General features: G+C 61.9%; 16 protein-coding genes and 1 pseudogene. 6 read left to right on the top strand and 11 right to left on the bottom strand.

Features of this window, described 5'->3' with window-relative positions; all coding sequences use genetic code 11:
- Positions 1–135: 135 nt before the first annotated feature.
- From V6766_RS02955 to V6766_RS02940, 4 genes and pseudogenes are all read left to right on the top strand, one after another.
- Positions 136–1,746 (top strand): annotated as a pseudogene (locus V6766_RS02955) (bifunctional metallophosphatase/5'-nucleotidase); the annotation flags it as partial.
- Between the two features lie 404 nt (positions 1,747–2,150).
- The gene (hemH, locus tag V6766_RS02950) at positions 2,151–3,188 is read left to right on the top strand and encodes a ferrochelatase (RefSeq protein ID WP_448463444.1); all 1,038 of its coding nucleotides are present in this window, start codon (positions 2,151–2,153) and stop codon (positions 3,186–3,188) included.
- A gap of 37 nt (positions 3,189–3,225) precedes the next feature.
- Positions 3,226–4,227 carry an SPFH domain-containing protein gene (locus V6766_RS02945; RefSeq protein WP_448430476.1) on the top strand — a complete coding sequence of 334 codons (1,002 nt, stop codon included), beginning with the start codon at positions 3,226–3,228 and terminating at the stop codon, positions 4,225–4,227.
- Between the two features lie 5 nt (positions 4,228–4,232).
- Positions 4,233–4,694: an NfeD family protein gene (locus V6766_RS02940; protein WP_448463442.1), complete on the top strand. Its 462-nt coding sequence runs from the start codon at positions 4,233–4,235 to the stop codon at positions 4,692–4,694.
- An 18-nt stretch (positions 4,695–4,712) separates the two neighbouring features.
- Here the strand turns inward: V6766_RS02940 and V6766_RS02935 are convergent, their stop codons facing one another.
- Positions 4,713–5,159: a Crp/Fnr family transcriptional regulator gene (locus tag V6766_RS02935; RefSeq protein WP_448463440.1), complete on the bottom strand. Its 447-nt coding sequence runs from the start codon at positions 5,157–5,159 to the stop codon at positions 4,713–4,715.
- Positions 5,160–5,193: 34 nt separating this feature from the next.
- Entirely contained in the window at positions 5,194–5,877 is a 684-nt protein-coding gene (locus V6766_RS02930; protein ID WP_448463438.1) for a response regulator transcription factor, read from the bottom strand.
- Positions 5,878–5,953: 76 nt separating this feature from the next.
- On the opposite strand from V6766_RS02930, the gene V6766_RS02925 reads away from it, so the two are divergent.
- On the top strand, positions 5,954–6,535 hold the full coding sequence (locus tag V6766_RS02925; RefSeq protein ID WP_448463436.1) for a L,D-transpeptidase family protein: 582 nt from the start codon (positions 5,954–5,956) through the stop codon (positions 6,533–6,535).
- Positions 6,536–6,541: 6 nt separating this feature from the next.
- Here the strand turns inward: V6766_RS02925 and V6766_RS02920 are convergent, their stop codons facing one another.
- Positions 6,542–7,549, bottom strand: coding sequence for a 2-hydroxyacid dehydrogenase (locus V6766_RS02920; RefSeq protein WP_448463434.1), 1,008 nt, complete (start codon positions 7,547–7,549; stop codon positions 6,542–6,544).
- A gap of 190 nt (positions 7,550–7,739) precedes the next feature.
- Here V6766_RS02920 and V6766_RS02915 point away from each other — a divergent pair, with 190 nt between their 5' ends.
- Positions 7,740–8,273, top strand: coding sequence for an SH3 domain-containing protein (locus V6766_RS02915; RefSeq protein ID WP_448430464.1), 534 nt, complete (start codon positions 7,740–7,742; stop codon positions 8,271–8,273).
- 25 nt (positions 8,274–8,298) lie between these two features.
- Here the strand turns inward: V6766_RS02915 and ubiG are convergent, their stop codons facing one another.
- The 8 genes from ubiG to V6766_RS02875 all read right to left on the bottom strand — a co-directional run bounded on the left by ubiG (position 8,299) and on the right by V6766_RS02875 (position 13,410).
- Positions 8,299–9,051, bottom strand: a complete 753-nt coding sequence (gene ubiG / locus V6766_RS02910; RefSeq protein ID WP_448463432.1) for a bifunctional 2-polyprenyl-6-hydroxyphenol methylase/3-demethylubiquinol 3-O-methyltransferase UbiG — start codon at positions 9,049–9,051, stop codon at positions 8,299–8,301.
- 114 nt (positions 9,052–9,165) lie between these two features.
- Positions 9,166–11,607 carry a phenylalanine--tRNA ligase subunit beta gene (gene pheT, locus V6766_RS02905; RefSeq protein ID WP_448463430.1) on the bottom strand — a complete coding sequence of 814 codons (2,442 nt, stop codon included), beginning with the start codon at positions 11,605–11,607 and terminating at the stop codon, positions 9,166–9,168.
- Entirely contained in the window at positions 11,604–11,981 is a 378-nt protein-coding gene (locus tag V6766_RS02900) for a hypothetical protein (RefSeq protein WP_448463428.1), read from the bottom strand. Before V6766_RS02900 ends, pheT begins: the two co-directional genes overlap by 4 nt.
- A gap of 102 nt (positions 11,982–12,083) precedes the next feature.
- Positions 12,084–12,407, bottom strand: coding sequence for a hypothetical protein (locus tag V6766_RS02895; protein WP_448463426.1), 324 nt, complete (start codon positions 12,405–12,407; stop codon positions 12,084–12,086).
- A gap of 10 nt (positions 12,408–12,417) precedes the next feature.
- Positions 12,418–12,693, bottom strand: coding sequence for a DUF2442 domain-containing protein (locus V6766_RS02890; RefSeq protein ID WP_200335658.1), 276 nt, complete (start codon positions 12,691–12,693; stop codon positions 12,418–12,420).
- Positions 12,668–12,910 carry a DUF4160 domain-containing protein gene (locus V6766_RS02885; protein ID WP_448463424.1) on the bottom strand — a complete coding sequence of 81 codons (243 nt, stop codon included), beginning with the start codon at positions 12,908–12,910 and terminating at the stop codon, positions 12,668–12,670. Before V6766_RS02885 ends, V6766_RS02890 begins: the two co-directional genes overlap by 26 nt.
- A gap of 7 nt (positions 12,911–12,917) precedes the next feature.
- Positions 12,918–13,193, bottom strand: a complete 276-nt coding sequence (locus V6766_RS02880; RefSeq protein ID WP_448463422.1) for a DUF2442 domain-containing protein — start codon at positions 13,191–13,193, stop codon at positions 12,918–12,920.
- A complete protein-coding gene (locus V6766_RS02875) occupies positions 13,174–13,410 on the bottom strand; it encodes a DUF4160 domain-containing protein (protein WP_448463420.1) in 237 nt (78 codons plus the stop codon). Before V6766_RS02875 ends, V6766_RS02880 begins: the two co-directional genes overlap by 20 nt.
- Positions 13,411–13,415: the final 5 nt, after the last annotated feature.

The following is a 13,415-nucleotide window of genomic DNA, read 5'->3' as shown; positions in this document are numbered from 1 at the left end:
GTTTGGCGGCCCGCTTTTATGGCCTCTCCTGAAATCGGCACTTGACGCGACCGTTTAAAACGTCGTCACATCCGTGTGTGAAGTTAAGTGCCGGGCGGCAAGTGCCGCGATTTCATTCTTTTTCAGGAGTCTGCCATGCATTCCCTTTCGAAAGCCGCCCTCTTCGCGGCAACCGCGCTGACCCTTTCAGCCGGCAGCGCCCTTGCCGATTTCGACCTCGAAATCCTGCACAACAATGATTTCCATTCGCGCTTCGAGTCGATCAACGGCTATGATTCCGCCTGCTCGGCCGAGGACGAGACCGAGGGCAAGTGCTTCGGCGGCGCAGCGAGGCTGTTGACCGCGATCAATGAAACCCGCGACGCGCTTGAGGCCGAGGGCAAGAATGTCATCCTGCTCAACGCCGGCGACAATTTCCAGGGCTCGCTGTTCTACACCTTCTACAAGGGCGAGATGGAAGCCGAGTTCATGAACATGCTCGGCTATGACGCGATGACCGTCGGCAACCACGAATTCGACGACAGCGAGGACGGACTGAAGACCTTCCTCGACATCGTTGACTTCCCGGTTGTGACCGCCAATGTGAAGACCAATGCCGATTCCTCCGTCAACGACATGATCGAACCCTCGATCGTGCTCGATATCGACGGCGAGAAGGTTGGCATTATCGGCGCGGTCACCAATGACACGCCGGAAATCGCCAATCCCGGCAAGAACATCGACATCACCGTCGATGTCGATGCCATCAAGGAACAGGTTGCGGCGCTGACAGATCAGGGCGTCAACAAGATCATCGCGCTCACCCATGTCGGCTATCCCCGCGACCTCGCCGCGATCGCGGTCATTCCGGGCATCGACGTCGTCGTCGGCGGCCACTCGCACACGCTGCTCTCGAATACGGACGAGAAGGCCGAAGGGCCCTATCCAACCATGGTTGACAACCCGGACGGCTACAAGGTGCCGGTGGTGCAGGCCAACCAGTATGGCAAGTATCTCGGCGATCTCGATGTCGTTTTCAACGATGACGGCGTGGTGACCTCGGCCAAGGGCGACCCGATCCTGCTCGATGCCAGCGTGACGCCGGACGAGGGGGTTCTCACCTGGATTTCCGAAAAGGCGGTCCCGCTCGAGGAGCTGAAGAACGAGGAAGTCGGCGAGGCCAGCGCCGAGATTGTCGGCGATCGCAACGTCTGCCGCGCCGAGGAGTGCTCGATGGGCAATCTCGTGGCCGATGCCATGCTCGCGCGCGTCGCCGACCAGGGCATCACGCTTGCGATCCAGAACGGCGGCGGCGTGCGCGCCTCGATCGACGCGGGAACGGTGACCATGGGCGAGGTGCTGACCGTGCTGCCTTTCCAGAACACCATCGCCACATTCCAGCTCAAGGGTGCCGATGTGATTGCCGCACTCGAAAACGGTCTTTCGCAGATCGAGGAGGGCGCCGGCCGCTATCCGCAGGTCTCCGGCATGAAATACACCTATGATTCCAGCAAGGAACCGGGCAGCCGCGTGGTCTCGGTTGAAGTCGCCGACGGCAATGGCGGGTTCACGCCGATCGATGAGTCCGCCACCTACGGCATCGTCACCAACAACTATGTGCGTGGGGGCGGCGACGGCTACGACGTGTTCGACGAGAAAGCCATGAACGCCTATGATTTCGGCCCCAACCTGGAAGATGCCGTCGCGGAATATCTCGGCATGAACAGCCCCTACGAGCCCTATACCGACGGTCGTATCACCGACGTTGCGAAGTAATAGATTGCGTGTCGGGAGCCGCTAGGGCTTCAGCATCATTTTGCAGCTCCCGTCTTCCTTCGGGTCACCCTCGGGCTTGACCCGAGGGTCCAGGCAGCTTTCTCCGTGGTGCCTGGATGCTCGTGTCAAGCACGAGCATGACGCCTGACAGGCTGGTAGGCATTCGCCTGCAAGGCTCCCGGACTATTGTTCTCGGGCGTGCCTTGGGCCATCGATCAATCACTCTTAACATGTGCCAACAGGCCGCATCCGCTTGCCGCTGCGCGGCTCTCACCTCTTCAATGTCAGCAACAGACGGCAGAGCCACGATCCGCCTGCGACACCGTATAATCTGGCGAAGCCTTGTTTGCGTTGTTATATGACACCCGACAACGACAACAATGGAAAGACTGCCGATGTCAGAAATGCATGCCGCATGGCCGGACAAACACCCAAGCGTCGCCTTCGGCAAGGTCGGCGTACTGCTCGTCAATCTCGGCACGCCTGACGGCACCGACAAGGCCTCGATGCGGCGCTATCTGGAGGAGTTTCTGAAGGACAAGCGCGTGATCGAATGGCCGTGGGCGCTGTGGTATCCGATCCTCTACGGCATCGTTTTGAACCGCCGACCGGCCAAGGTCGGCGAGGCCTACAAGCTGATCTGGAACAACGAGCTGGATGAGAGCTATCTGCGAACCTACACCCGCAGCCAGGCTGAAAAGCTCGCTGCGCAATATACTGATACGCCGAACCTCGTGATCGACTGGGCGATGCGCTACGGCCAGCCTTCCATTCCCGCCCGCATCGAGGCGCTGAAGGCGGCGGGCTGCGAGCGCATCCTGATCTATCCGCTCTATCCGCAATATGCGGCGTCAACCACGGCGACCGTCAACGACAAGGCGTTTCAGGCGCTGCTCGACATGCGCTGGCAGCCGGCGCTGCGCACCGTTCCGCCCTATCACGACGATCCGGTCTATATCGACGCGCTGGCGAAATCGGTCGAAAATCACCTCGCCACGCTCGACTGGGAGCCGGAACTGATCATCACTTCGTTCCACGGCATTCCGCAGTCCTATTTCAAGAAGGGCGACCCCTATCACTGTCAGTGTCAGAAGACGGCGCGGCTGTTGCGCGAGCGTCTGGGTCTTTCGAAGGAGCGGCTGATGATCACCTTCCAGTCGCGCTTCGGGCCGGAGGAATGGCTGCAGCCCTATACCGACAAGACCGTCGAGGAACTGCCGAAAAAGGGCATCAAGCGGATCGCGGTGATGAACCCCGGCTTTGTCTCCGACTGTCTGGAAACGCTGGAGGAAATCGGCGAACAGGCGCGCGAGAGCTTCATGGAGCATGGCGGCGAGAAATTCACCCATATTCCCTGCCTGAATGATTCCGACGAGGGCATGCGGGTGATCGACCATGTGGTTGCCCGCGAGCTGTCCGGCTGGGTAGAGTAAATAACAGCCGGCAGAACCGGCCGAAGGAGGAAACGACATGGAAGCACTGACAGGATTTTCCATCACGATCATCATTCTGGCGGTGCTGATCCTCCTGACGCTGTTCGCCGGGATCAAGACCGTGCCGCAGGGCTATGGCTATACCGTGGAGCGCTTTGGCCGCTACACCCGCACGCTGACCCCTGGCCTCAACCTGATCATCCCGTTCATCGACCGGATCGGCAAACGCATCAGCATCATGGAACAAGTGCTGGATGTGCCCGAGCAGGAGGTGATCACCCGCGACAATGCCAGCGTCCAGGCCGATGCCGTCTGCTTCTACCAGATTCTCAATCCGGCCTCCGCCGCCTATCAGGTTGCCAATCTGCAGCTCGCAGTCCTCAATCTGACCATGACCAATATCCGCTCGGTGATGGGTTCGATGGATCTCGACGAACTGCTCTCCAACCGCGATTCCATCAATGAACGCCTGCTGCGGGTCGTTGACCTCGCGGTCGAACCGTGGGGCGTGAAGGTGACGCGCATCGAGATCAAGGATATCCGCCCGCCGGCCGATCTGGTCGAGGCCATGGGACGGCAGATGAAGGCCGAGCGCGAGAAGCGCGCGCAGATCCTTGACGCCGAGGGCCACCGCGCCGCCCAGATTCTGCGTGCGGAAGGCTCCAAGCAATCCGCGATTCTGGAGGCCGAGGGCGAGCGCGAAGCGGCCTATCGCGAGGCCGAGGCCCGCGAACGGCTGGCCGAGGCGGAGGCCAACGCCACCCGCTCCGTCTCCACCGCGATCGCCGAGGGCGATGTCGCGGCGATCAACTACTTTGTCGCGCAGAAATATACCGAGGCGATGGCCTCGATCGGCACCGCCAAGAATTCCAAGGTGGTGCTGATGCCGATGGAAGCGTCATCGCTGATCGGCTCGCTCGGCGGCATCGGCCAGATCGCCAGGGAAGTCTTCGGCTCCGATGGCGATGGGACGACGGCATCGCGGCCGACGCGCTCCACCCCGTCGGTCTCCGGGTCGCGCCCGAACGACGAAAGCTGACGGGGATGGAGCTGCTCGTCTTCTTCGCCGAGTCGGGGCCTTGGGGCTGGTTCATCGTCGGCCTGCTGTTGCTGTTGGCTGAATTGATCGTGCCGGGCGTGTTCCTGATGTGGGTCGGTATCGCGGCCCTGATCCTCGGCCTGTTGTCGCTGCCCTTTCAGGGTTTCGGCTTTTGGGTATGGCAGTTGCAGCTCGTGCTGTTTGCCGTGCTCGCCTTCGTCAGCATCATCGTCGGCCGGCGCATTCTTTCGCGCCGCGACACGACCTCCGACCAGCCGCTGCTGAACCAGCGCGCGGCAAGCCTGATCGGCCGCACAGCGATCGTCAGCGAGGCGATCGTCAACGGCCGCGGCCGCATCCGGCTCGACGACACGACATGGACGGCCGAGGGCCCGGACGCACCCATCGGCGCCACGGTGCGCATCACCGGCAATGATGGCGGCAAGCTGGTCGTGGAACCGGTGTAGAAGCCTTCGGAACGAAGCCTAAAAGTCAGAAAGCCGCGTCTTCACCGCATTCAGCGCGCCGACCATGTCGGCGAAGCTCTGGCGCAGGCGGTTTTCCATTTCCCGGCCGATATCGGGATATTCCTCGATCAGGCGCAAGAACTGCTCGCGGCGGATCAGCAGGAGTTCCGACGGCGCGCTGGCGCGGGCGGCGAAACGATGCGGCACGGGGCTGATGAGCGCTGCCTCCGCCAGCAGACTGCCCGGCCCGGCAATGCCGGCAGAGCGCCCGCCGGCCTGAAGATCGAGATGACCGCTTTCGAGCATATAGGCGCCGGCGCTGTCCTGATCCTCGTCAAACAGCAATTCGCCCTCGCCAAGCGAAAGCCGCGAAATGGTAAAGGCGATGAGACGCAACTGTTCCGCTGAAAAACCGGAGAAAAGCTCCACCCGGCGCAGCGTCGCGATGTCGTCAGTCAGTGCCAATCTTCATCCCCTCCCCTTAACCGGCAAAGCCGTATCAGGGCACCAGCTTGTAGCCGCCGTTTTCCGTCACGAGGATCCGCGCGTTCGACGGGTCCTCCTCGATCTTCTGGCGCAGGCGATAGACATGGGTTTCCAGCGTATGCGTCGTCACCCCGGAATTATAGCCCCAGACCTCTTCCAGCAGCATGTCGCGGGTTACCACCTTCTGGCCGGCGCGGTAAAGATAGCGGATGATCGAGGCTTCCTTTTCGGTGAGCCTGATCTTTTGGCCATCTGCGGTGTGAAACAGCTTCTGGCTCGGCTTGAACACATAGGGCCCGACATTGAAGGTCGCGTCCTCGCTCTGCTCGTGCTGGCGAAGCTGGGCGCGGATGCGGGCCAGAAGCACGGCGAAGCGGAACGGCTTGGTGACATAGTCGTTGGCGCCCGCCTCGAGCCCTAAAATGGTGTCGCTGTCGGTGTCGTGGCCGGTCAGCATGATGATCGGCGCCTTGTAGCCGTTCTTGCGCGCGATCTTCACCGCCTCGCGACCGTCCATATCGGGCAGGCCGACATCCATGATCAGAAGATCGATCTGTTCCTCGCGCAGCATCTTCAGCGATTTGGCCGCGCAATCGGCGGAGCGGAGGATGAATTCGTCGTAGAGCTCCAGCTGTTCCACCAGCGTCTCGCGCAAATCCGCATCGTCATCGACGAGAAGTATCGTCCGCTCTGTCATCCGCACCTGCCCTCTGCCTCGCATCCCCGAAGACCATTGCGATACGCCATGGCCCGGCGTATTGCTATGAAACTATATGATTTCACGCACAAAGCAAAAAAAAGTGAAGAAAACCAGCCGTTCCGCGACGAAAACGCCGGGCGTGATCGCGGTGCGCCGCGCGCCGGGCGCCGCCCACCGCGCCATCCTCGCCTTCGGCCCGCTCCGCTTTCAAGCAGCGATCGGCAGGAACGGCATGACGGCCCTGAAACGCGAGGGCGACGGCAGGACGCCGATCGCCGTCATGGCGCTGCTTTACGGCTATCGCGACCCAAGGCACCGGCAAGGCTGGCCGCATTCCGGATTGCGGATCATGGCCACCAAAGCCGATGACGGCTGGTGCGACGCGCCGGTCTCGCCGAATTACAACCGCCCCGTCCGCCTGCCCTTCGCCGCAAGCCATGAACGCCTGCGGCGCGACGACGGCATTTACGATCTCGTGATCGTGATGGACTGGAACATGCGCTCGCGCGCCCGCAATCGCGGTTCCGCCGTGTTCTTCCACCTCGCACGCCCGGATTTCGCGCCGACGGCCGGATGCGTGGCGATTGCGCCGGCGGCGATGCGTGTTTTGCTGCCCCATCTGAGGCCGGGCATGCGGCTGAAGGTTCTGGGCTGAGGCAGTTCAGATCCGCCCGGGCAACACCCGGTTCGGCGGGCGATGGCCGTCGAAGAAGGTGCGGATATTGATGATCACCTTGTCGCCCATATCGACCCGGCTTTCAAGCGTGGCCGAGCCCATATGCGGCAGCAGCACGGCCTTGCCTGTTCTGGCGAGTTCCAAGAGCCGCGGGTTGATCGCCGGCTCGTTCTCGAACACATCGAGGCCGGCGCCCGCGATCCGATCTTCTTCCAGGCAGCGGATCATCGCCGCCTCGTCGATCACGTCGCCGCGGGCGGTGTTGACGATGTAGGCCTCGGGTCTCAAGAGCGCCAGCCGGCGCGCCGAGATCAGGTGATAGGTCGCCGGCGTCGACGGGCAGTTGACGGACACGATATCGACCCGGGCGAGCATCTGGTCGAGGCTGTCCCAATAGGTCGCCTCCAGCTCCGCCTCGGTCTCCGGATTGACGCGGTTGCGGTTGTGGTAATTCACCGAAAGCCCGAACGCCTTGGCGCGTCGCGCCACCGCCGTGCCGATGCGCCCCATGCCGACAATGCCGAGCCGCTTGCCCCAGATGCGCCGCCCCAGCATCCATGTCGGGCTCCAGCCCTGCCAGGCGTCCGGTTCGCTGCCGGCCAGAAGCCTGGCGCCCTCGGCAAGCCGGCGCGGCACCGCCAGCACCAGCGCCATGGTCATGTCGGCGGTGTCCTCGGTCAGCACATTGGGCGTATTGGTGACGGTAATGCCCTTGCGCGCGGCGGCATCGACATCGACATTGTCGATGCCGTTGGAAAAGCTCGCGATCAGCTTCAGGTTCGGACCGGCCTTTTCGATCAGCGCGGCATCGATCGTGTCGGTCAGCGTCGGCACCAGCACGTCGGCGCGGGCCATGGCCTCGGCGAGTTTCTCGCGCGAAAACGGCCGGTCGTCATGGTTCAGCTCGACGCTGAACAATTCCCCCATGCGCGCCTCCACCGAAGCGGGCAGCTTGCGGGTGACGACGACGACGGGCTTTCTGGGGTTATTCATCGGTTAACAGCTCATTAATCATGTCGGGCGATAATGCACATAATGAGGGCGCTTTTCCACCTGAAGCGGTTCTTCCCGTGATGAAAACCGCTTCGGACACGCAAATCCCTCGTTGAAGGGGCAGGCGCGTGGCCGTAAACCCGCGCAAACAAACAACCAAGGCCGGGAAAACGGCATTCGAAGAGGTCATATGCGTCGTCTGGCAAGATTGCTGATCTGCACATTGCTTGTCTTCGCCATGCTGGAGCCGGCGATGGCGCAAACCGAGCGCAAGGGCGCCTCGGGCGGGCCGCTGCCGCGTTTTGCCATGATCAAGCCGGATCGCGCCCGCATGCGCGTCGGCCCCGGCTTCAACTACGCCACCAAGTGGATCTACAAGCGCCCCGGCCTTCCCGTCGAAATCACCGAGGAATACAGCGTCTGGCGGCAGGTGCGCGATGCCGACGGCACCGAGGGCTGGATGCATGTCTCGGTGCTCTCCTCCCAGCGCAACGCCATGATTGCCCCCTGGCTGCGCGACGGCAATGCGGACAGCGAGAATTTTCTGGCGCTGAAGGCCGGCAAGGATGATTCGGCCCGCGATGTCGCGAGCCTGGAGCCCGGCGTGATCGTCCATCTCGAGGAATGCGATGGCACCTGGTGCGAGCTCTCGGTCAAGGGCGTCAACGGCTATATGCGCCAGAAGGATATCTGGGGCGTCTATCCGAACGAAGTGTTCAACTGACGCCGCGCAGGGCCGGCCGGCCCGCTCAGGCCTCCGGCTTGACCGCCAGCACCATGTAGTTGACGTCGGTATCCTTCGAGCGGTTCCAGCTATCCGTCAGCGGGCTGTAGAACACGCCCTGGCGCTCCACGGGCGTCATGCCGGACGACTTCAGCGGCGTCTCGATTTCATCCGGCCGCACCAGCTTTTCATACTGGTGGGTGCCGGGCGGCAGCCAGCGCAGCACTCGTTCGGCGGCGAAGATCGCCAGCGTGCCTGCCTTCAGCGTGCGGTTGATGGTGGCGACGAACATCATGCCGCCGGGCTTCACCAGCGAGGCGCAGGTCGTCAGGAAGAAATCGACATCGGCGACATGCTCGACCACTTCCATATTGAGCACGATATCGAAGCTTTCGCCGTCTTCGGCAAGCTTTTCCGCCGTGACGGCGCGGTAATCCACCGGCACGCCGCTTTCGGCGGCATGGGTCTTGGCGATACCGATATTCTTTTCCGCTGGGTCGATGCCGACGACGCTTGCGCCCATGCGCGCCATCGGCTCCGACAGCAGCCCGCCGCCGCAGCCGACATCGAGCACGCGCAGCCCTTCCAGCGGGCGGGCCAGCTTCTCGTCGCGGCCGAAATGGGCGCAGGCCTTTTCGCGGATATAGCTGATGCGCACCGGGTTGAACTTGTGCAGCGGCTTGAATTTGCCGCGCGGGTCCCACCACTCGGCGGCCATCTTCGAGAACCACTCGACCTGTGCGTCATCGATCGTCGTCTTGCCGGCAGCCTCGGTCATCGGTCTCTCCAGGGTTGTTTCCCAAGGTTATAGGTGCGCCACGGCGATGCGGCAAGACGCGGGCGGAAGACAGATGCGCGCACCTGCCTCCCGCACGGGGCTGACTGCGCCCGCCTACGCCCGGATCACGCCGCCGGTGGATTTGCCGACATTGGCGACGATCTTCTTCGTAAGCGCCTCGAAATCCTCATCCGTCAGCGTGCGCTCGGCCGGCTGGATCGCGACTTCGATGGCGACCGACTTCTTGCCCTCGCCAAGCGACGCGCCCTCGAAGATGTCGAAAACGGTAACGCCGGTGATCAGCTTGCGGTCGGCGCCGGCCGCCGCGCGCTCGATGGCGCCTGCTTCCACAGTGCGGTCGACCACGAAGGCGAAGTCGCGGGTCACCGTCTGGAACGGCGACAGCGTCAGCGCCGGCTTGGTGCGGGTCGCCTTCTTCTTCGGCTCCGGCATGGCATCGATGAATATCTCGAAGCCGGCCAGCCTGCCGGAAACGTCCAGCGCTTCCAGCGCCTTCGGATGAAACTCGCCGAAATGGCCGAGCACGATCTTGGGGCCCATCTTAATGGTGCCAGAACGGCCGGGGTGATACCAGTCCAGCCCGCCGGCGACGATCTGGACATTGCCCATCGGCACGCCGCAGGCCTCGATCACGGCCAGCGCATCGGCCTTGGCGTCGAACACGCCGACGGCGCGACCCGCGCCGGTCTCATTGTTCGACCACATCCGGCCGGAGCCCGACAGCGTTGCCGTGCCGCGGCGGATGCCGCCGGCCACCCGGCGCTGGCCTTCCGGCCTGTCATTCTCATAGGTTGCGGCAACCTCGAACAGGGCGACGTCGCCATGGCCGATCGCGGCATTGCGCCGGGCGGCCGAAAGCAGGCCTGGCAGCAGCGAAGGCCGCATGTCCGACATATCGGCGGCGATCGGGTTCGACAGCTTCAGCGCCGGCGCGCCACCGCCGAATAGCCTCGCCTGATCCTCCGGAATGAACGACCAGGTGACCGCCTCCAGCATGCCGCGCGCGGCAAGCTCGCGCCGGGCCGCGCGCGAGCGGATCTGCAGCGTGGTCAGGATCTTCTCGTTGACAGCGTCGGCCGCCGGCAGCGGTTCGGGCCTGATCTTGTCGACGCCATGGATGCGCATGACCTCTTCCACCAGATCGGCCTTGCCCTCCACATCCGGCCGCCAGGAGGGCACGGAAACGGAAGCCGTGTCGCCATCGCCTTCGACGCCGAAACCAAGGCGGGTAAGGATATCGCGGCTTTCATCGGCCGACACATCGAGGCCGGTCAGGCGCTTGACTTCGGAGAACGGGTAATCGATCACTTTGGCCTGATGGCCGTGATAACCCTCGACCTTCTTCTCCGCGGCCGTGCCGCCGCAGAGTTCCAGCACCAGTTCGGTGGTGCGCTCCAGGCCGGGAACCATATATTCCGGATCGACGCCGCGCTCGAAGCGATAGCGGGCATCGGTGATGATGCCGAGGTCGCGGCCCGAACGGGCGATGTTCATCGGGTCCCACAGTGCGGATTCGATCAGCACGTCGGTGGTGCTTTCGTCGCAGCCGGAATGCTCGCCGCCCATGATGCCGCCGATCGATTCGACGCCGTTGTCGTCGGCGATGACGACATTGTCATGATTCAATTCATACTCGCGCTCATCGAGCGCCAGCAGCGTTTCGCCTTCCTTCGCCCGGCGCACCACGAGCCCGCCCTTGACCTTGGCGGCGTCGAAGACATGCATCGGCCGGCCCTGGTCGAAGGTCATGTAATTGGTGATGTCGACCAGCGCGTTTATGGGGCGAAGACCGATCGCGATCAGGCGCTGCTGCATCCATTTCGGGCTCGGCCCGTTCTTCACGCCGCGCACCAGCCGCAGCGCGAAGCCGGGGCAGAGATGCTTGTCTTCGGCGGCGAAATCGAGCGTGAGGCCGACCGACGTTTCGCCTTCGGTTTTGAAGGAAGGCGCTGACCGCGTCTTCAACGTGCCAAGGCCGGAGGCGGCAAGATCACGGGCGATGCCATAGATGCTGGTGCAATCCGGCCGGTTCGGCGTCAGATTGATCTCGATGACCGGATCGTCGAGCCCGGCATATTCGGCGAAGCTTGCGCCAAGGGGCGCATCTTCCGGCAGGTCGATGATGCCATCGTGATTGTCCGACATGTCGAGCTCTTTTTCCGAGCACATCATGCCCTGGCTCTCGACGCCGCGGATTTTGCCGACCGACAGCGTGACATCGATGCCCGGCACATAGGTCCCCGGCAGCGCCAGGGCTCCGACGAGCCCGGTGCGCGCATTCGGCGCGCCGCAGACGATCTGCAGCGGCTTGCCGCCATTGATCGCCGGCCCGGCATCGACGGTCAGCACCCGCAGCCTGTCGGCATCGGGATGCTGCTTCGCCTCGGTGACGCGGGCAATGGTGAACGGTCTGTAGGCCGCCTTGTCATCGACCTCCTCGACCTCAAGCCCGATCGTCGTCAGCCGCTCGCAGATTTCCTCAAGCGAGGCCTCGGTCTCCAGATGGTCCTTCAACCAGGACAGTGTGAATTTCATGATTTACGTTCCTTGAAGAGGAGGCATGTCGCCAAAATAAGGCGACTTTCTTGATCCAATTCCCTAAGGCTGCCGACTACAAAGCGGGCTTTGCCAATAATTTCGCGAGCTTCATTTATCGGGAACAGTGAATTATCTGGTGGCAGATAGTCTGCTCTGTGTCGTTCGTCCTGAAGTTGTCGAACAAGCGCTCCGATTTCCTTAAACCGAGCGTGATCCTTCAAAGGCGCCTGAGAGAACGCATTTTTCATAGGGCCGTGATCGAGTGCACGATACACCCGTAACTTGCTGTCCTCGTCGGCAGTTCGCTGCAAAAGCGCACCGGTGCACATAGCAGCCAGTGCGTGAAACACAGCATAGTACGCGCTGCTCACTGCACGCCTGCGGTAAGCCGCGCTTTTCGGCTTTGACCTCAGAAGTTCTTCGGCGGAGAAAAGGAACCTCTCAACCATTGTGGGGCCAGACTTAACCATGATTCAATCAGAATCCTCGATATCTTGGCCAGCTTCAATGCCCTCTTCGTCTGCAGGGCCGGGAGCACTCAAGAAAACAAGACGTTCATCGTTATCCTGCCGCAAGAGATCATGCACTTTCTTCAAAGTGCCGTTGAGTTTCTCAACAGGCACCGCCGTCTCCACGTGAACCATTATCCGAATAATCGGTTCGCCATCGAAGGTTTCATCTTCCCGGATTGTCTCTCCTTTATACCCATAGGCGCTCAAATCACTTTGCAGAAGAGGTGCTGCGATGGCAGCTATCTTCTCCACCGACAGGTTCGTGTTCCGCAAGCTCACCATCATACTATCTCCCTCAAGCCACTTCCCTCGGCTCAACCGCGTTAGGATACTTCCACCCACTCAGCATCCCGCGAACGGACAGGTCTTCATCCACATCAGGCCAATGAACGCCATCAAGCATCAGCTCGACATTGTTCCGCTCGGCCGGGCTTGCCGCCAGGAGCCGGGGATACCACCAGAGCGGCGTCACCACTTCGCGGTCATCAGCGAGGCGCACATGTACATGCGCCGGATCGCACCATGCTGCGACCGGTCGCTCATGTTCAGGATATGGATCCGAAGAAGTCATCCCATGCCTCCAAAAACTCGACCTTGTGTTCTTCAACCACCGACAGAATACGCTTCACATCGACGGTATTGAAGCCTTTGCATTCCGCCATCTCGCCGGAGTGCAGCCAGACCTTGGCCTTGCCGCCCTGACCGGACGCATGAATGTGGGGCGGCTCGCCCATGTCCGAACCGTAGAAGTGGAAACGTATGCCGTATTTTCGAAGAACCGTGGGCATCGCATTCCTACGCCACCCCTTCCGGTTCCTTGGCTCCCGGCATTTTCTGCCCAAGAAACATACTCTTCACCGAAATCCCCTCGTCGGCCCGCGTCCACCAGATACCCTCATACATGAGCTCGATATCGTTCAGTCCATCCGCATCAAGTCCGTTCAGAAACGGATACCACCAGAGCGGGGCGGATATGGTGCGGCCGTCGGCGAGGGTCACATGGACCTCACCATTCGTGCACCATGCTTTCACCGGACGCATTGCCTCGGTCTCAAATTCCAAAGAAGTCATTCCACACTCCGATCCACTCGTTTCGGTGTTCGGCGATGACCGCCCGTAGCCTTTCGATCTCGCGTTCATTGTACCCAATGTTGCGGGCGACGGCCATTGTCTCCAACCAGACCTTAAGGGACTTTCCATCCTTCACGACATGAACATGCGCCGGCTCGCCCTGATCGAGGGCGTAAAACCGAAACTTGTAGCCATGCCAGATCAGCAGTGTCGGCATTCCTT

This window comes from Martelella sp. AMO21009 (assembly GCF_053484295.1).
The sequence above is the reverse complement of the archived record's forward strand: the minus strand, read 5'-3'. Positions and strand labels throughout refer to the sequence as shown.

Coding starts and splice junctions, on each gene's coding strand:
- V6766_RS02880 (WP_448463422.1), bottom strand. CDS start 13,193: ATGACTTCTTTGGAATTTGAGACCGAGGCAATGCGTCCGGTGAAAGCA.
- V6766_RS02925 (WP_448463436.1), top strand. CDS start 5,954: ATGATTTCACGCACAAAGCAAAAAAAAGTGAAGAAAACCAGCCGTTCC.
- pheT (WP_448463430.1), bottom strand. CDS start 11,607: ATGAAATTCACACTGTCCTGGTTGAAGGACCATCTGGAGACCGAGGCC.
- V6766_RS02895 (WP_448463426.1), bottom strand. CDS start 12,407: ATGATGGTGAGCTTGCGGAACACGAACCTGTCGGTGGAGAAGATAGCT.
- V6766_RS02920 (WP_448463434.1), bottom strand. CDS start 7,549: ATGAATAACCCCAGAAAGCCCGTCGTCGTCGTCACCCGCAAGCTGCCC.
- hemH (WP_448463444.1), top strand. CDS start 2,151: ATGTCAGAAATGCATGCCGCATGGCCGGACAAACACCCAAGCGTCGCC.
- V6766_RS02890 (WP_200335658.1), bottom strand. CDS start 12,693: ATGACTTCTTCGGATCCATATCCTGAACATGAGCGACCGGTCGCAGCA.
- ubiG (WP_448463432.1), bottom strand. CDS start 9,051: ATGACCGAGGCTGCCGGCAAGACGACGATCGATGACGCACAGGTCGAG.
- V6766_RS02875 (WP_448463420.1), bottom strand. CDS start 13,410: ATGCCGACACTGCTGATCTGGCATGGCTACAAGTTTCGGTTTTACGCC.
- V6766_RS02930 (WP_448463438.1), bottom strand. CDS start 5,877: ATGACAGAGCGGACGATACTTCTCGTCGATGACGATGCGGATTTGCGC.
- V6766_RS02945 (WP_448430476.1), top strand. CDS start 3,226: ATGGAAGCACTGACAGGATTTTCCATCACGATCATCATTCTGGCGGTG.
- V6766_RS02885 (WP_448463424.1), bottom strand. CDS start 12,910: ATGCCCACGGTTCTTCGAAAATACGGCATACGTTTCCACTTCTACGGT.
- V6766_RS02940 (WP_448463442.1), top strand. CDS start 4,233: ATGGAGCTGCTCGTCTTCTTCGCCGAGTCGGGGCCTTGGGGCTGGTTC.
- V6766_RS02915 (WP_448430464.1), top strand. CDS start 7,740: ATGCGTCGTCTGGCAAGATTGCTGATCTGCACATTGCTTGTCTTCGCC.